The organism is Rheinheimera sp. MM224, from assembly GCF_947090785.1.
GTDB lineage: Bacteria > Pseudomonadota > Gammaproteobacteria > Enterobacterales > Alteromonadaceae > Pararheinheimera.
On sequence record NZ_OX352320.1, the window covers coordinates 2,767,999 to 2,785,031 of the forward strand.

General features: G+C 45.9%; 16 protein-coding genes and 6 tRNA genes. 7 read left to right on the forward strand and 15 right to left on the reverse strand.

Annotated features, from left to right (window positions below):
• Nucleotides 1–72 precede the first annotated feature (72 nt).
• Both putP and OM978_RS12960 read left to right on the forward strand, forming a co-directional pair.
• Nucleotides 73–1,521 carry a sodium/proline symporter PutP gene (gene putP / locus OM978_RS12955; RefSeq protein WP_413691231.1) on the forward strand — a complete coding sequence of 483 codons (1,449 nt, stop codon included), beginning with the start codon at nt 73–75 and terminating at the stop codon, nt 1,519–1,521.
• A 144-nt stretch (nt 1,522–1,665) separates the two neighbouring features.
• Nucleotides 1,666–2,889 carry an EAL and HDOD domain-containing protein gene (locus OM978_RS12960; RefSeq protein ID WP_264342620.1) on the forward strand — a complete coding sequence of 408 codons (1,224 nt, stop codon included), beginning with the start codon at nt 1,666–1,668 and terminating at the stop codon, nt 2,887–2,889.
• A gap of 17 nt (nt 2,890–2,906) precedes the next feature.
• Here the strand turns inward: OM978_RS12960 and OM978_RS12965 are convergent, their stop codons facing one another.
• Nucleotides 2,907–3,221 (reverse strand): ComEA family DNA-binding protein, encoded by a 315-nt coding sequence (locus OM978_RS12965; protein WP_233009791.1) that lies wholly within the window; start codon nt 3,219–3,221, stop codon nt 2,907–2,909.
• Between the two features lie 429 nt (nt 3,222–3,650).
• On the opposite strand from OM978_RS12965, the gene OM978_RS12970 reads away from it, so the two are divergent.
• The 4 genes from OM978_RS12970 to OM978_RS12985 all read left to right on the forward strand — a co-directional run bounded on the left by OM978_RS12970 (nt 3,651) and on the right by OM978_RS12985 (nt 7,003).
• Nucleotides 3,651–4,328 (forward strand): response regulator transcription factor, encoded by a 678-nt coding sequence (locus OM978_RS12970; protein ID WP_233009792.1) that lies wholly within the window; start codon nt 3,651–3,653, stop codon nt 4,326–4,328.
• Nucleotides 4,329–5,651 carry an ATP-binding protein gene (locus OM978_RS12975; protein ID WP_264342621.1) on the forward strand — a complete coding sequence of 441 codons (1,323 nt, stop codon included), beginning with the start codon at nt 4,329–4,331 and terminating at the stop codon, nt 5,649–5,651. It begins immediately after the preceding gene.
• A complete protein-coding gene (locus OM978_RS12980) occupies nt 5,648–6,037 on the forward strand; it encodes a hypothetical protein (RefSeq protein WP_264342622.1) in 390 nt (129 codons plus the stop codon). The genes OM978_RS12975 and OM978_RS12980 overlap by 4 nt, the downstream gene beginning before the upstream one ends.
• 72 nt (nt 6,038–6,109) lie before the next feature.
• Nucleotides 6,110–7,003, forward strand: coding sequence for a TIGR01777 family oxidoreductase (locus OM978_RS12985; RefSeq protein ID WP_264342623.1), 894 nt, complete (start codon nt 6,110–6,112; stop codon nt 7,001–7,003).
• Here the strand turns inward: OM978_RS12985 and OM978_RS12990 are convergent.
• Nucleotides 6,994–9,474 carry an ABC transporter permease gene (locus OM978_RS12990; RefSeq protein WP_264342624.1) on the reverse strand — a complete coding sequence of 827 codons (2,481 nt, stop codon included), beginning with the start codon at nt 9,472–9,474 and terminating at the stop codon, nt 6,994–6,996. The genes OM978_RS12985 and OM978_RS12990 overlap by 10 nt on opposite strands.
• Nucleotides 9,464–10,180, reverse strand: coding sequence for an ABC transporter ATP-binding protein (locus tag OM978_RS12995; RefSeq protein ID WP_264342625.1), 717 nt, complete (start codon nt 10,178–10,180; stop codon nt 9,464–9,466). Before OM978_RS12995 ends, OM978_RS12990 begins: the two co-directional genes overlap by 11 nt.
• A gap of 19 nt (nt 10,181–10,199) precedes the next feature.
• On the opposite strand from OM978_RS12995, the gene OM978_RS13000 reads away from it, so the two are divergent.
• Nucleotides 10,200–10,784 (forward strand): arylesterase, encoded by a 585-nt coding sequence (locus OM978_RS13000; RefSeq protein WP_264342626.1) that lies wholly within the window; start codon nt 10,200–10,202, stop codon nt 10,782–10,784.
• A gap of 190 nt (nt 10,785–10,974) precedes the next feature.
• Here OM978_RS13000 and OM978_RS13005 read toward each other — a convergent pair.
• The 12 genes from OM978_RS13005 to OM978_RS13060 all read right to left on the reverse strand — a co-directional run bounded on the left by OM978_RS13005 (nt 10,975) and on the right by OM978_RS13060 (nt 17,005).
• Nucleotides 10,975–11,050 (reverse strand) — tRNA-Ala (locus tag OM978_RS13005).
• A gap of 22 nt (nt 11,051–11,072) precedes the next feature.
• Nucleotides 11,073–11,148: transfer RNA gene (locus OM978_RS13010), tRNA-Glu, on the reverse strand.
• 24 nt (nt 11,149–11,172) lie between these two features.
• Nucleotides 11,173–11,248: transfer RNA gene (locus tag OM978_RS13015), tRNA-Glu, on the reverse strand.
• A 34-nt stretch (nt 11,249–11,282) separates the two neighbouring features.
• Nucleotides 11,283–11,358: transfer RNA gene (locus OM978_RS13020), tRNA-Glu, on the reverse strand.
• Between the two features lie 26 nt (nt 11,359–11,384).
• Nucleotides 11,385–11,460: transfer RNA gene (locus tag OM978_RS13025), tRNA-Glu, on the reverse strand.
• 16 nt (nt 11,461–11,476) lie between these two features.
• Nucleotides 11,477–11,552, reverse strand: a tRNA-Ala gene (locus OM978_RS13030).
• A gap of 477 nt (nt 11,553–12,029) precedes the next feature.
• Entirely contained in the window at nt 12,030–13,295 is a 1,266-nt protein-coding gene (locus tag OM978_RS13035) for a tetratricopeptide repeat protein (protein ID WP_264342627.1), read from the reverse strand.
• Nucleotides 13,296–13,299: 4 nt separating this feature from the next.
• Nucleotides 13,300–13,920: an energy transducer TonB gene (locus tag OM978_RS13040; protein WP_264342628.1), complete on the reverse strand. Its 621-nt coding sequence runs from the start codon at nt 13,918–13,920 to the stop codon at nt 13,300–13,302.
• Nucleotide 13,921: 1 nt separating this feature from the next.
• Nucleotides 13,922–14,323, reverse strand: coding sequence for an ExbD/TolR family protein (locus OM978_RS13045; protein WP_264342629.1), 402 nt, complete (start codon nt 14,321–14,323; stop codon nt 13,922–13,924).
• A 13-nt stretch (nt 14,324–14,336) separates the two neighbouring features.
• Nucleotides 14,337–14,861 carry a MotA/TolQ/ExbB proton channel family protein gene (locus OM978_RS13050; RefSeq protein ID WP_264342630.1) on the reverse strand — a complete coding sequence of 175 codons (525 nt, stop codon included), beginning with the start codon at nt 14,859–14,861 and terminating at the stop codon, nt 14,337–14,339.
• Nucleotides 14,861–16,225, reverse strand: a complete 1,365-nt coding sequence (locus tag OM978_RS13055) for a MotA/TolQ/ExbB proton channel family protein (RefSeq protein WP_264342631.1) — start codon at nt 16,223–16,225, stop codon at nt 14,861–14,863. The genes OM978_RS13050 and OM978_RS13055 overlap by 1 nt, the downstream gene beginning before the upstream one ends.
• Nucleotides 16,226–16,231: 6 nt before the next feature.
• Nucleotides 16,232–17,005 (reverse strand): DUF3450 domain-containing protein, encoded by a 774-nt coding sequence (locus OM978_RS13060; RefSeq protein WP_264342632.1) that lies wholly within the window; start codon nt 17,003–17,005, stop codon nt 16,232–16,234.
• Between the last annotated feature and the right edge of the window lie 28 nt (nt 17,006–17,033).

A 17,033-nucleotide genomic window follows, 5' to 3' on the forward strand; every position in this document is an offset into this window, starting at 1 on the left:
CAACAATAACAGTGCGGGAGAACCACAGTGGCTACGGGAACCATTTTAGCTTTATCTCTTTATTTTATATCCATGTTAGCAATAGGCTTGTACGCCTATCGTCAGTCCAGTAGTAATTTGTCAGAGTATATGCTGGGAGGCCGTAAGTTAGGCCCTGCAGTCACAGCACTGTCGGCCGGCGCCTCTGATATGAGTGGCTGGTTACTGATGGGTGTGCCAGGCGCTATGTATGTTGCCGGTATTTCTCAAATCTGGATTGGCGTCGGTTTAGTGATTGGTGCTTATCTGAACTACCTGCTGCTGGCTCCACGTTTTAGGGTTTATACCGAATTAGCCAAAGATTCGATCACCCTGCCCGATTATCTGGAAAATCGTTTTGCTGATCCAACACGGCTTTTACGTCTGGTCTCGGCTGTCGTTATCGTCGTATTTTTCACCTTATACACCTCATCAGGCATGGTAGCCGGTGGTAAGTTGTTTGACGAAGTGTTTGGCCTGGATTATGAGTTTGGTCTGTTTCTGACTGCAGGCGTTGTGATTGCTTATACCCTGCTGGGTGGTTTTTTAGCGGTCAGCATGACAGATTTTGTGCAGGGCATGATTATGTTTATTGCGCTGGTGATGGTGCCTGTAGTGGCTTTTGGTGCTTTAGATCAGCCAACCCAACTTTTTGCAACCATAGAGCAGCTCAATCCAAAACATCTGGATTTATTCACGGGCACCAGTGTGCTGGGCATCATTTCATTACTGGCCTGGGGTCTGGGTTATTTTGGCCAGCCCCATATTATTGTGCGTTTTATGGCAATACGTTCAGTAGAAGATTTTAAAGCGGCACGTCGTATCGGCATGTCCTGGATGATCATCTCTATCGTAGGCGCCATGGCCATAGGTTTTGTCGGTATTGCCTATATTCAGCAAACCCAAATGCCACTGAAAGACCCTGAAACCATTTTTATTCTGCTGTCTCAGGTCTTGTTCCATCCATTCGTGGGTGGATTATTACTGGCTGCTATTCTGGCTGCTATTATGAGCACCATCTCTTCCCAATTGCTGGTCACGTCCAGCGCATTAACACAGGATTTCTACAAAACCTTCCTGCACAAAGCCGCCACGGATCAACAACAGGTATTGGTTGGCCGCGCTTCAGTCTTTGCAGTTGCCCTTGTCGCTATAGTACTGGCGCTTGACAGCAACAGTTCTATTCTGGGTTTAGTAGCAAATGCCTGGGCTGGTTTTGGTGCAGCTTTTGGTCCTGTGGTGCTGATGAGCTTGTATTGGAAACGCATGAATCACTGGGGCGCTTTGGCTGGTATCACAGCGGGTGCTTTGACTGTGCTGTTCTGGGCTTACAGCCCTTACCAAATTGATGGTAAGCAGCTCAATGATTTCCTGTATGCCATGATCCCTGGAGTTTTTGTCTCTGCCCTGTTAACCTGGCTGGTGAGTCTGGCGACCTCTGCTCCTACTGCAGATGTAAGCCACTTGTTTCAGCAAGTATCTGATAAGTTAGAAAATAACTAAGCAATCCAACTGCAGGCGACCTGTTGTTTGGGTCGCCTTGCAGTTTCCTTCTGCAATCTCTGAAAAAATCTGTAAGACCATAGTCTTTTCCCGCAGATCTTTGCTACATTGAAGCATGACTTCTGTTTAGCTGTTCAGGGACTTATGTACTTTTACACTGCACGCCAACCTATTCTGGATAAAGATAAAAACCTGTTTGCCTATGAATTGTTATTCAGGGATGGTGTGGAGAACGTATTTCCTGAAGTCGATAGCAACGAAGCCACCTCACGTATGATTGAAGGCAGCCAGCTCAATTTAGGGTTGGATGAGTTTTTGGGCGATAAGCCTGGCTTTATCAACTTTACGCTTGATTCTTTACTAAAAAAATATCCGTCGATGTTGCCCTGTGAGCAAGTAGTGATCGAAATTCTGGAAACGGTGCAGCCGGGCAAACGTTTATTAGCTGAGTGTGAATCGCTAAAAGCTCAGGGTTATATACTGGCGCTGGACGATTATATTCATCAACCGGTCTGGCGGCATTTTTACCCGCTTATCGACATTATTAAAATTGATTTTCGCGCCACCAGCCTCGATACCATGCTGCAAATTAAACAAGCTATTAAAGAATTTCCACACATCAAACTGCTGGCTGAAAAAGTAGAAACCAACGAAGAGTTTTTGCAAGCGCTGGATTTGGGCTTTGACTATTTTCAGGGTTATTTTTTCTCCCGCCCGGAGATGATGCAAAGCCGGGCTTTATCGCCTGCTCAAATGACATTAGCCGAATTATTGTATGAAACAGCCAAGACAGAGATGGATTTAAATACCATCACCTCTGTGTTTGAACGAGATGTGCATTTATCTTACAAGTTGCTTCGCTACACCAACTCAGCGGTATTTAAACGTCGCGCCGAAATCGCCACTATTAAACAAGCTATAGTGGTGTTGGGCCAGGCTGAGCTGAAACGTTTTTTGTCTGTACTTTTTACGGCTCAAATCAGCAGTGATAAACCTGCAGAGCTGATGCGACTGGCAATGACCAGAGCTCGTTTTGCTGAGGATATTGCCAGACTTGCAGGTTTTCCCGAGGTGTCCAAAGCCTTTTTGACCGGTATGATGTCGCTGATGGATGCGATACTGGATGAACCTATGAGTTCAGTGATGAGTAAATTGCCGCTGTCCAAAGACATTAAAGATGCGCTGATCGATGGTATAGGACCTATAGCTCAATTTCTGCAACTGATTAAATTTTACGAGCAGGCCGCATGGGATGATGCCAACGCACTGATCCAGTCGCTCAAACTCGACAGTAAATCTGTACCTGATGCTTATCATACGGCGGTGCAGTGGGCGAACGAACAAATGAAAGCGCTCGGCGATAACTGACGAGCGCGTATTTCTGCTTAAAAACTGACGTGTTCAGCTACTTTAGCCGCTAACTTGTCACCAATACCTTTGACTTCAGTCAGTTGTTTCTGGTCTTTGATTGGGCCATTGGCACTGATGTAATCTTTAATGGCCTGAGCTTTTTTTTCACCTATACCAGGTACTGCAACTAATTGCTCTATCGACGCCTGATTGATATTCAGTTTGGCTTTGTCCGCAACTTTAGCTGCGGCGGGAACGGACAGAGGGGCTTTCGCCAACTCTTGTGCTACGGTCAGATTAACTGCACAGGCCATACTGGCCACGACTGCTGCAACGAGTGCGATTTTCATCACAGTTCTCTCCTTTTAACAGTTTCTTGTCTTCTCACTGTGTGACTGAAGGTTGTTGTCAGTCACTACAATCCGGTAAACAAAGACAAAGAAACCACTTTGAGTTGCAACCTCGTCAATAAAGATAGTCAAAAGGCGATATTTTGCATCATTAAATTTACATTATTCAAACAAAATAATCCCTTCAGTAATTGAAGTTTCAGCGAGGCGACAAGGGATTGAGACACTGTGAGTACAGTAGTCCTATGTGAATGGACCGAAAGCTAGCAGTCAACAAAGCTGCGGCTTCAAGTACGACGGGTATTCAGCAGCAATTCAGACCTGGATCTTATACTTTCAACGTTTTGTCTGATGTTAAGGATTGCCGCAACTGACAGAGTGTTTTAGCATAACCCCACTTTGTTTCTGCATTGTTAAAAAGGAACCCCCATGCGTTTATTAGTTGTTGAAGACGAGAGTTTATTGGCGGAACAAATCCGTGAGCATTTAGTACAACAGCAATTTAGTGTGGACGTAGCCCATGATGGTGCTGACGGCTGGTTTAAGTTAAGTGAATATCCTTATGATTTGGCCATTATTGATATAGGCCTGCCAAAAATGGATGGGCTGAGCCTTATTCGTAAAGCTCGCCAGAATGACATTAAAACCCCGGTCATTGTATTAACGGCCCGCGGTAACTGGCAGGATAAAGTAGAAGGTTTAGATGCAGGTGCCGATGATTACCTGACCAAACCATTTCATACGGAAGAACTTTTGGCCCGTATTAACGCTTTGATACGCCGCGCCGCTGGCCAACCTGATCCTATGCTGCATTCTGGTCCGGTGAAACTGAACAGCAGAACTCAGCAGGTTTGGTTAGGCGAAGATGAAGTCAGTCTGACGGCTTATGAATACAAGGTATTGGAGTACTTTATGCACAACCCAAATAAAGTAATTTCTAAAACTGAGCTGACTGAACATATTTACGATCAGGACTTTGATTTAGACAGTAATGTCATCGAAGTATTTGTATTACGCCTGCGGAAAAAGCTCGACCCGGATGGTGAATTAAAACCTATAGAAACATTGCGTGGCCGTGGGTACCGTTTCACCATGGTTGTCAGCTAAATGCAGTTATCGCTCAAGGTTCGTCAGGGTATTATCAGCCTGTTTTTGCTGTTCTTTTTATTGCCCAGTTCATTTTTCGCTATAGAACAGGCCTTTTATACCCAGCTGTTGACCAGCACTGAGCAACGACTTGAAGTACATATGTACTCTATTTTGGCTGAAGTTCATCCGAATGATGGCAAGGTAGAGCTGAGTAATAATTTGCTGCCGCCGGATTTTTATCGCCCTGATTCAGGGCTAGCGGCTTTTATTACCAGCGAAAACGAATTGTTATGGCAATCGGACTCGTCGATTAACCAGCAATTTGATCCTCCTACTCACCAGATTTTACCGGCTTCTCATGAATTTGTGCTGATGGAGCAATACCAGCAAAAATACTGGGTATTGTCTTTTTCTGTGCTGTTTGACTTAGGCGACAACACCCTGCCTCTGACTATTCATGTGGTGCAAAATGACCAATTGCTGCAGGAGCCGCTGAAAACCTTCCGCAAAACCTTGAGCCAATGGTTTATCGGTATAGCACTAGTGCTTATCGGCTTAACTTTGCTGGCTTATTATTGGATCACTAAACCATTAACTTCATTGGATAAAGAAATTCATAAGCTTGAAAGTGGCCAGCAAGAACAACTGCTGCACGACTACCCTGCCGAGCTGAACAAAATCAAAGAAGATTTAAACCTTTTGCTGGCGAACCAGAACAGGCAAAAGCAACGTTATCGCCATCACTTAAGCGATTTGGCGCATGCGCTAAAAACCCCTATCGCTGTGCTGCGCACCTCTAAACTGTCCGAGCAACCTGAATTGCGTGAACAGCTGGACCGTATTACCGGCATGATAGAACATCAGTTAAAACGTGCCGCCAGCTCAGGGCAGGATTTGTGGCATAAACAAATTAAAGTCAAACCCCTGATTGATAAGCTGGAACAGGCTTTAAGCAAAATATATCGGGATAAAGACTGTTTGATAGAAATTCATTGTACGGATCAGGTGGTATTCCGTGGTGATGAAACAGATTTAATGGAGATACTGGGTAACCTACTCGACAACGCCTGCAAAGCCTGTAATCACAGGGTTAAAATAAGTGCCTTTGGCAAACCTTTGCAGCTGGATATTGAAGACGATGGCCCGGGCATTCCGCAAGATAAAAGGGAAGAATTGTTCCAACGGGGTACCCGACTGGACACCTACAAAGAAGGGCATGGGGTCGGACTTTCCATCGTATCCGAACTGGTCAAATCTTATTCAGGTGAGCTGCAGGTTTCGCAAAGCCCTTTAGGTGGAGCTCGTTTTGTTATTCGGTTTCCTGAGCCAGGTGTAAAATGATGAAATTACTGTTGTCGATGGCTTTGGTCAGTGCTTTTCCGCTTTATGCGCAGCAGGCTTGTGATCAAAACACACTAAACAGAGTGGATTATATGCAATGTCTGGATCAACAGTTGGAGCAGACCAGACGTGAGTTAACCACCTGGGAAAACAACCATCTGTTTAAACTGGAAGCGCAATCAACCAGCACAGGGCGTCAGGACGGCCTGAAGTTGTTTAATAAAGCCCGTCAAACCTTTAACTTGTACACAGAACAAGACTGCCGCTGGCAGTTTATTGGTCAATTACCGGATAACAATGCTGCAACCGCGTCATACAAACAATGCCAGTTGTACCACCTCAAGCAACGTATCGAGTTTTTAAAGCAAGTTCATACTAAACCGTAATACCTCACACAACCGTAGTAATGCACTTATACTTGGCTGTATTCAGTAGCTTATAGTTGTGGAGAACTTTGGATGAACATTTTAATAACAGGCGCTACGGGGCTGATTGGACGTGCGCTCGTAGCACAGTGGCAGGGCCAACATCAGTTACATATCCTTACCCGCTCATCCGTAAAAGCGAAAGAAATATTGGCGGTTGACGCCAATTATCAACACTCTCTTGATGATATAGATTTAAATCAAATAGATGCTGTGATCAATCTGGCAGGTGAACCTATAGCCGACAAACGCTGGAGTGAATCGCAAAAAGAAAAAATCTGCCAAAGCCGCTGGCGGATCACTGAAGCCCTGGCTGAGAAAATCCAGCAATGCACTACACCACCTAAAGTATTGATCAGCGGTTCTGCCATAGGGTTTTATGGCCGTCAGGGCAACACAGTCGTCACTGAAGAGCATAGTTCTTTTTATCCGGAGTTCAGCCATGATATTTGTGCCCGCTGGGAAAATCTGGCACAGCGAGCTGCCGGAGCGAATACAAGAGTCTGTTTACTGCGTACAGGCATAGTGCTAAGTGGCAAAGGCGGAGCCCTTGGCAAGATGCTGCCGTTGTTTAAATACGGCCTGGGTGGCCCTATTGGCGATGGTCAACAGTTTATGTCCTGGATCCATCTGGAAGACATGGTACGTCTGATTGATTTTTTACTGCAACGTGAGGACTTAAGTGGGCCTTTTAATGCCACGGCGCCCCGCCCTGTAAGTAATAAACAGTTCAGCCAGTTACTCGCAGAACGTTTTGGTAAAAAGGCACCTTTTACAGTGCCTGCCTTTGTATTACGTCTGGCTTTTGGTGAAATGGCCGACATTCTGCTGTTTGGTCAGAATGTACAGCCTAAACGTTTACTGGATAGTGGCTTTCAGTTTCACTACCCACAACTCAAAGATGCCTTAAACGCCCTTCAATTCTGAAGGGCGCGTCGTAATAAGGTGCTGCCCGACATCTTCAGTAATACCCTGACCTGCCATGCCCCCAACGCTGTGACTAAGCCCACACCTAATACCGGACCTAACCACCACAAGTTCCAGTGTGGGCTGTAAGGTAAATCAAAAAACTGCTGTTGTACTACAGCCAGTAAAATCTCAGCTAACAGAGTGGCAAAAAGACCAGCTAACCCCCCCAACGCAGCAAACTCATACAGCAGGGCCGCTTTTAAGAAAGACGACTTAGCCCCTAAGGTGCGAAGGATGGCCAGCTCCTGTTCTCTTTGTTCCAGCGTAGCCTGCACTTGCGCCACCAACACCAACACTGCAGATGCAAACACCAAAATCAGGATAAAAGTTAAGGCCACAGACACCTGACTGATAATGTCATTGACCTGCTTTAAGATGGTATCGACAGAAATCAGACTCACAGTCGGGAACTGCCGCACTATCTGGTTTAGCAACTCTTGCTCTGACATATCCAGATAAAAGGCTGTGATGTAGGTTGCAGGAAACCCTTGCATCAGATCAGGCGACAGCACCATATAAAAGTTGGGCTGCAAACTATTCCAGTCCACTTTACGAATGCTGCTGATTTTCGCTTCAAATAACTGACCGCCGACAGAAAACTGCAACATATCGCCAAGCTTCAATTCCAACCGTTCCGCCATTTGCGATTCGACCGACACTTCAGCTTTGGAATCAGCAGTAAACCACTGCCCACTTTCCAGCTTGTTATTGTCTGGCATCTGATTTAACCAGGTTAAGTTCAGCTCACGCCCAACGCCCTGACGCTGTTCAGGTTTCTCTTTGGTTGCTTCATCGGCAAAGTTTTCGCCGTTGACGGCCAGAACCCGGCCGCTGATCATCGGATAAAAATCTGTCAGGGTAAGCTGATGCTCTGCCGCCAGTTGTTGCAGCGACGTTTTATCCTGCTCCGTTAAATTCACCAGAAACTGATTCGGTGCCCCTTCAGGAACCTGCTGCTGCCATTGATCCAGCAGCTCAGAGCGTAAAAAATACAGCAACAGAGTTAAGAACAAAGCCAGACTAAAAGTGATCAGCTGAAAGGCATTGGGCCACAACCTGCGACGTAAATTCGCCAATGCCAGCCGGAGCGCACTGCTTTGCCCTGCAGCCATAGGTTTAGCAACCCGAACCAGCACAGCCGCAAAGCCCATCAGTAAAGCAGCAAATACCAGGCAGAGTACAAATAACCAGCTACTGATCCAGAGATCGCCACTAAAGAGCCACATCAATAACCAGATGGCCACTGAGCCGCTGATTAAATGCACCGGATCAAATTTCATCTGATCTGGTTTTTCCCGCAGCACATTCAAAGCCGGCACTGCAGCCAGGCGCCATAAAGGCCGGGCGGAAAATAACACTGCACAAATAGCAGCCGTCAGGACACCTAAACCTAAAGGACGGAAGCTGAACTCAGCCAGATACTCTGACATCCAGAACGCAACGCCCCATTGGCTTAACTGCACCAACAGCTGCCCAGCCACTAAACCAAAGCCTACGCTGAAGACCACCACAAACAACAAATGACTGCCATAAATCTTCCGGCTTAAAGTGGTGGTTGCCCCCAAAGCCTTCATCACAGCGACAGAGCGTGCATGGCGTTGGCTATAGCGATTCGCAGCTACTGCAGCGGCACAAGCGGCCAGTACTATACCGAGCAGACCTGATAACAATAAAAAGCGCTCAGATCTGTCCAGAGCGCCACCTATGGCCGACTCTCTGTCCATTTTCTGCCATCTGTCCTGTGGACCCAGCAGTCCTTTGCTTTGTGTCTCCAGCAATTCAAGATCTTGTTGGGAACCTGCAAACATTAGGCGGTAGCTGATCCGACTGCCGGGCTGAATAATTCCTGTAGCGGCCACATCATCCAAATGCATGAGCACCCGTGGCGAGCTGCCAAATACAGACAACGGCGCATCAGGCTCTGCCACAATAACCCCAGCGGCGGTAAATACTTTTTCACCAAGCTCCAGACTATCGCCCACTTTGATATTCAGCAGACTATAAAGACGACTTTCCAGATACAACTGATTCGGCTGCAACGATGCAAGCGCTTTTTCGTCGGCCAAGGAGGAGCTCAACTTTAACTCACCTCTTAACGGATAAGCTGCTGATACTGCTTTGACAGACACCAATTGCATCAAATCTTTGGCAAATAACATAGAGTTAAACTGAACCTGACGAGATGATTGCAGTTTAAGCTCGTCTGCCTGTTGTTGAACCTGCTCATTAAAGCCAACACTGGAACGCAGAATTTGATCGGCAGCGACAAAATTGGCGCTACGCTGATACAAAGCGGAACGCACAGATTCAGTGATGCCAGATAAGCTCACCACCGTTAGTACAGCTAAAAAGAGTGAAAAGGCTATCACCCATAACTCACCCCGGCTTAACTCACGCCAGAACAGCCTCCAGGCGATTTTACCCCACATGACGTTTGCCCTCTGTAGCTTGAGTCAAATCAGCCGTTAAGTGGCCTGCATGCATCTGAAATCTGAACTGGCAACGCTGCGCTAACTCATGATTGTGCGTCACCAAAACTAAGGTGGTGCCTTGCTGCTCGTTCAGTTCGAACAATAAATCTTCTATTTTTTCGCCTGTGGCACTATCCAGATTGGCTGAAGGCTCATCGGCAAACAACACAGCAGGTTTAGTGATAAAAGCTCTGGCTATCGCCACCCGTTGCTGTTCACCGCCGCTCATCTGATTAGGAAAAAAATCCGCCCTGTGACTCAGTCCAACCTGGGCCAGCAATTCAAGACCCCGCGCTCTTGCATCCGGCATACCTGCCAATTCAGCAGGTAAAGTGACATTCTCCAATGCAGTCAGGCTGGGTAACAATAAAAAGGACTGAAAGACAAAACCGACAGAACGGGCTCTTAACTCTGCTCTCTCATCTTCAGTGAGTTTGTGCAGCGGCTGACCCGCCAGATAGACTTCTCCGGAAGACGCCTGATCCAAACCAGCCAGTATGCCTAATAAAGTAGACTTGCCCGAGCCTGAAGCACCCACTATGGCAACTGTCGCGCCCTGATTGATAGTCAGATGGATATCTTGCAGTATGGTAAGCTCTGACTCAGTAAGCTGAACTGTTTTTACAACATCTTTTGCAACAATATGAGGTATAGGTGTTTTCATGATTCGATTGATCTACGTTATGCTTTTGGTCCTGTCGCTCACCGCAGCTGCGGTGCAGGCCAAAACGCTGTTAATTCTTGGCGATAGTCTGAGCGCCGGTTATGGGTTAAGCCAACAACAAAGTTGGGTGCATCTGCTTCAACAAAAACTCGACCAACAGGACAGTAGTTGGACACTGGTCAACGCCAGTATCAGCGGTGAAACCTCCGGTGGTGGTCTGGCACGCTTACCTGCCCTGCTCGAACAACACAAACCCGATTACGTGCTGATTGAACTGGGTGCCAACGATGGCCTGCGTGGTTTTCCTGTGCCCCAGCTTGAAAGCAATCTCAATGCAATGGTGACGCAAATAAAACAGCAACAAAGTAAAGCTGTGTTAATGCAAATACGTATTCCACCGAACTATGGCCCACGTTACACCAAATTATTCACTGATTTGTACCCTAAAATTTCAAAGGAGCAGCAAATACCGCTGTGGCCGTTCTTTATGGAGACCATAGCGTTAAAGCAACAGTGGATGCAAGCAGATGGGCTACACCCGAACCTGGAAGCACAACCTGTTATCGCAGATTTAATGCTACCTTTGGTGTCGAGTCTAGAATAAAGATGTAACCAAGTTTGAGGAATGTCAGGAAGCGGCTTTTAAGCCGCTTTTTTGTTTGGTTTTAACTGTAAAGATAAAATCTCAAAACGGCTGGAAAAGAAAATCAGAATGAAGACTTAACCATTAGGCTGAACCACAGAAATTTTAAAATGAAGGCATAAAGCGAAGAAATTTGTGAGGCTTAGAATTTTGGTGGAGCTAAGCGGGATCGAACCGCTGACCTCTTGCATGCCATGCAAGCGCTCTCCCAGCTGAGCTATAGCCCCACTTGCAGATGTAACGCTGAAGTGGCGTCCCTTAGGGGATTCGAACCCCTGTTACCGCCGTGAAAGGGCGGTGTCCTAGGCCTCTAGACGAAAGGGACACTGGATAGGTCTTCATATGATGCTGGCGTCCCTTAGGGGATTCGAACCCCTGTTACCGCCGTGAAAGGGCGGTGTCCTAGGCCTCTAGACGAAAGGGACAGGCGCATAAACATCACATTTTGTACTGACTAATTGGCGTCCCTTAGGGGATTCGAACCCCTGTTACCGCCGTGAAAGGGCGGTGTCCTAGGCCTCTAGACGAAAGGGACACTACAGTCAGTTTGTCAGATTTTGTTGGCGTCCCTTAGGGGATTCGAACCCCTGTTACCGCCGTGAAAGGGCGGTGTCCTAGGCCTCTAGACGAAAGGGACACTGGAACAAAATCTTTGGTGGAGCTAAGCGGGATCGAACCGCTGACCTCTTGCATGCCATGCAAGCGCTCTCCCAGCTGAGCTATAGCCCCACACCAATTGCAGAGGCTGCTAAGCAATCCCCTACAAGACGAGGCGAATTCTAGGGGCCGAGGCCAAAGGTGTCAACAGTTTTTTAGAAAGCCTTAACCGTTCGCATATTTTTTAAACTAAGTGACGATTGAAGCAGCAAATTACAGCAAAATAAATAACATAGCCGCCCTGCTCTGTTGGCAAATTGATTCAACTCCAGGATCTGGTATGACACCACACAGAGATAAAATGAGAACTAAAAGTAACGTGCAGGGAAAGCATACCCAAAGTAGTTGGAATTAAAAGGAGGCAGCCAATCTTGAAACCCGGGAGCATAGTAGACCTATGTACAATTGGATTGAAGCGAGAATGCTCGGGTTTTGCCACGCGGATACTTTCGAAATTACTGAGCAAAAGCGCGCAGTCAACAAAGCGGTAGCTTCAAGTACCAAGGGTATACAAAGAAAAAACCCTGCCGAAGCAGGGTTTTTTTACTATTAAAGACTCACGTTGTTTTTGCTAGCGCGCTCTTTAATGTAGCTCTCCCAGCTTGCAGCCTGACGGGCAAACTTAGGATCGCCTTTAACTTTCTGTACCGCCTGATATGCATCTTTGAACTTGTTCTGATAGAAATAAGCTTCTACCAGAGCCAAATACACTGGACCTTTGGCTTTTACACCAGCATCCAGCGCTTTGTTCAGAGCGACAACAGCAGCAGAGTATTTTTCAGCAAGGATCAGAGATGAACCCTGACGACGATAAGCATCACCATCATTGTCTAACTGAGCTGACTCACCGTAATACTGAGCGGCTTTATCCATTTCACGCGCAGCCTGGAATGAACTGGCCATACTGTTCAGCATAGTTTTATCTTTTTTGATTAAACCAGACTTAATATGTTTTTCCAGTGTCACGCCTGCTTTGTATGGAACGTTGGCGTTGGAGTACAGCTGAGATAATAACTTGAACTCATTTTCTGAATCCAGCATGCCTTGCATAGCTGCAACTTCAAGTGTTACCAAAGCTTTTTCGTATTGCTCTTCAATAGAGTAGAACTGAGCCAGATAAGTCCACCAGCGTTTTTCCGCAGGGAAAACCTTCACAGTGGTCTCTAACACTTCGATCGCTTTTTTGTTGTTTTTCAGCTCGTAATAAGCAGAAAACTTCAAGGTATAAGGACCGGCGTTTGGCTTAGCTTTATCTTGCAGAGCAATTGCCATATCAGCAGGCTCAATCACCTTCTGATACTGTTTTGTTTCCATGTAAGCGCTGGCTATACGCAGATATACGTTCGCATCTTTCTCACCAGTGAAATCTAACCACTGGTAATAAGTTTTGATCGATTCGTTGTACTGCTTATCGCTTAGCAACAAGTCGGCTAATAAACGGTAAGACGCAGCCTGATCAGAAAAACTTAATACATCAGGCTGAATTGCTTTACGCAGGAAGCCAATGGCCTTTTTCTCGTCTTTCGCGGCCCACATGTTGCCTAAAAAACGATTTAAATAAGCCATGTCAAACTCATTGTTTGACTCAACACCTTGCAATGCAGCAATAGCTTCAGTTACCTTTTCAGCACTGTAAAGCTCATACGCTTTACCTATAGCTTTACCAACTCTTTCGCCTACAGCTGTTGATTTGCGGTTTTTCCGCGCTTCAATTTTTGCAGGGTCCGGAGCAGCTACAGCGTACGAACTTAAAGTTGTAGCACCAAAGCTGGCAAGTACGATCAACGCAGAAGTAAGTGTATTAATTTTCTTCATAGTGTTAACCCCCAGCCTGATCTAAGGAGAAGTCCAGTTGAACCATAATACCTGGTTGCTGAACTGTCTTACCATCGACCACTTTCGGTGAATATTTCCAACGTTTCAGTGCGCGAATTGCTTCACGGTCAAATACACGTTTAGGTTCTGCTTCAACAACAGTCACGTCACCGACGCTACCATCTTCCAGAATAGTAAAGCGCATTTTCACCCAACCCTGCAGACCATCACGAGCAGCTTGTACCGGGTATTTAGGTTCAATACGAACTATTGGAGTGGCATCGCCATCACGCATCATTGCTGAAGACGGATCGCCTAAGCCTGAGCTCGCACCACCTACGTCAACAGACGGCAGGTTAAACCCTATAGAGCCACCTGTATCGGTAGACTCAGGTTCTGCAACCGGAGCTTTCGGAGGCTCTGGCGGCGGTGGTGGCGGCGGTGGCGGCACTCGAACACGAGTCTGAGCTTTTGACTCAGGCGGTGTCGAGTTAATTTCAATAACGATTTGATCCTTTTTAGCATTGGTGAACGTATCATCCCCACCTATAAGGAATGCCATCAACACATACAGGAAAAACGTTATTACCGCACCAACAACCAGTGATAGTAATAACCTTACCATATTACTTGTTCTCCGCAGCGATCGAAATCTTATCGATACCAGCCAGCTTGATTTGGTCCATTACTGAAACCACAATACCGTGCTTAGCTTCTTTATCTGCTTGAATGATAACGGTGTCAGTTGGCGATTCAGCTAACAGTTTCTCAACCGTTGCACCAACACGCTCAACGTCTACAGCACGTTTATCCATCCAAATCTCACCGTTTGCACGGATCGCAATAAAGATAGTGGCTGATGGCTTAGATTGAGCTTTCGCCGCTTTAGGACGGTTTACGTCAATACCAGCTTCTTTAACGAACGAAGTCGTTACGATAAAGAAGATCAGCATGATGAATACAACGTCCAACATTGGCGTTAAATCGATTGCTGCCTCTTCGGCTTCACGTCTAATTTTACGTGCCATAAATTACTCTCTATCAATGATGAGGCATGTTGTCAGCTAACTCATGAACTGCTGACTTCACCTTACCTTCCAATTTGGACGTTACAAATACACCTGATAAACATGCAACCATACCAGCCATAGTTGGAATTGTTGCCATTGAAATACCAGCTGCCATCAGTCTTGGGTTACCAGTACCTTGCACCGCCATAATTTCGAAAACGGCGATCATACCAGTCACAGTACCTAACAAACCGACCATCGGGCAGATCGCAACCAAAGTTTTGATTACATTGATCCGCTCATTCAGTTTGACAGATGCATCAGACACCCACGCATCACGAATTTTATGCGCATACCATGAGGTTGTATCAACCCGGGCATTCCAGTCTGCGATAATTTTACTACGCATCGCTGGATATTCCCGACTGATAAACCAGAAGCGCTCTATGATCAATACCCACATGATGAAGAGCACTAAGGCGACAATATAAAGTACATCGCCGCCGGTAGCGATAAAATCCCTGACAGATTCCCAAAGCTCTATCAGGCTATGCATTACGCTTTCTCCTTCTCCGCATGAGCAGCGATGATACCAGCGCTTTGCTCATCCAGGACATGCAGGATTGAGTTAGACTTCGTTTGTAACATTGAGTGGATAAACAGTAATGGCAGAGCACATAACAGACCTTGAACGGTTGTTACTAACGCCATTGAAATCTGACCAGCCATGATTTTCGGGTCACCAGTACCGTGTAAGGTAATAACCTGGAACGCACCGATCATACCAACAACTGTACCTAACAGACCTAATAAAGGACCTACAGCAGCGATTAACTTCAGGATACCGATACCTTTTTCGATAGCCGGAGTTTCGCGCATAATAGCTTCGTCCAGTTTCAGTTCTAAGTTTTCAACGTCAACGTTTTTGTTGTCATGGTAAACTTTCAGGATACGGCCCAGAGCGTTTTTCTCTGAAGGGTTAGACAGGTTTTTCAGCTGAGCATTTACACCTGAAGAGGCTGCAGTCAGAGCTAAGAAACGCAGTAAACCAATCAGTAAACCAATACCTAACAATACTGTGATTACGTAACCTACAGTACCACCTTGGTGGAATTGCTCTTCTAAAGTAGCTTCCTGAGTTTTCAGACGCAGTAAGTTACCACCAGTTGGGTCGATATAAACTGGCATCAGAGTACCGGCAGCTGCATCTTTAAACGCAGTTGCATCAGCAACAATGTAAGACTCAGGTTGTTTAACCAGAGGTTGCATTTCCTGAGTATCAGCGTTAAACACCAGGTAACCGATGTCTGAAATCAGGTTAAATGAACCAACACGAGTAACAGAAGCAGTAGCACCATTACCATCCAGACCAACTACGTTGCCTTCGAATTTAGATACTTTAGCAGACTCAGTCATTTCAGTTTGCAGAGCAACCCACAGTTCTTCCAGTTCATTGATAGTTGGAAGTTCTTTGGCTTCTGACAGTTTTTTCAGCAGTTCTTCACGGCCTTTAAACTGAGCACTGATGTTAGAAGTAGCGATACCGCCGATGGTTTCAGTTGCAGCACCACGAACGATACCGAACATTTCACCTAAAGTACCCTGAGCAGCAATTAATTCAGCTTCTTTCGCAGCTAATTTGCCTTCATTGTCAGCGAATTGCTGAGTTAAAGACTTACCACGGGATTCTTCAGCAGCAAATTCAGCTTTAGCTCTGTTTAACAGGGCTTGCTTGTCAGCGCGGTCAGATAAAAATTCCTGTTCGCGTTGCTGGTTGATTTTACCTTCAGCAGTACGTGATTTTTTAACTTGCTCTAACAATTGGTCAAGTTTGGCTGTATCGGCAGCAGCAGTTAAGCACACGCCTGCAGACATAGTTACAACAGCTGCAACTACTAAACCTTTAAAAACTTTCTTCATTTATGCTTACTCCGCTGCTAACACTGGAAGTTTTAACAATTCTGGGGCAGCTTGTTTACCCGCAACACGAATCGCTAACTTGGTAGATTCCAGGTATTCTTGACCCAGAGCTTCCCATTGACCTGTAGTTCTGTTGAACATCCAGGCTTGTTTTTCATCCAGAGATTGAGCCAGTAAGGCAACACGACCTACGTAAACGTAGTTCACAGTGATTTCGCTGCCATCAACAGCCAGTTTGTCTGTGTAAGTAACCAGCGCTGTACCTAAATCTTTTTCAACTTGGTAAGCTTCGATCACTAAACGGTACATTTCAGAAGTGTTTACTGCTGAATTACCTAAAACGCCACGTAAACGTTCGATACGAGCTAAACGGCCAGCCAAATCGATTGGCATATCCGCTTTGATAAAGGCTTCTAAAGTATCAACCATACGATACATCAGAGGAACGATACCTTGTTTAGTACCTTCGATAGTACCAATTTGCTTGTCAAAAGAAGACAGTGATGCGTTTTGATCGGCAACCAATTTAGCAACGTGGTCGTTGTAAACTTTTAAATTTTCAGTTTGTTCAACTAATTGACGGTACTCTGCCAATAATTCCTGACTTTGGTCAAAAATGTTGTTGATTTTTTCCTGAGATTGTACTGAAGCGCGGATATTTTGCTGACCCGCTTTCTGCAGTTCAACCAATGGATCTGCTGCTACTGAGGTGCTGGCCAATGCGAATGCTCCAAACAGAGCAGAAGCAACCAGACTCTTACGAATGTTATTGTTAGACATAGTTCCCAACCAATAATTGCTGATTAAC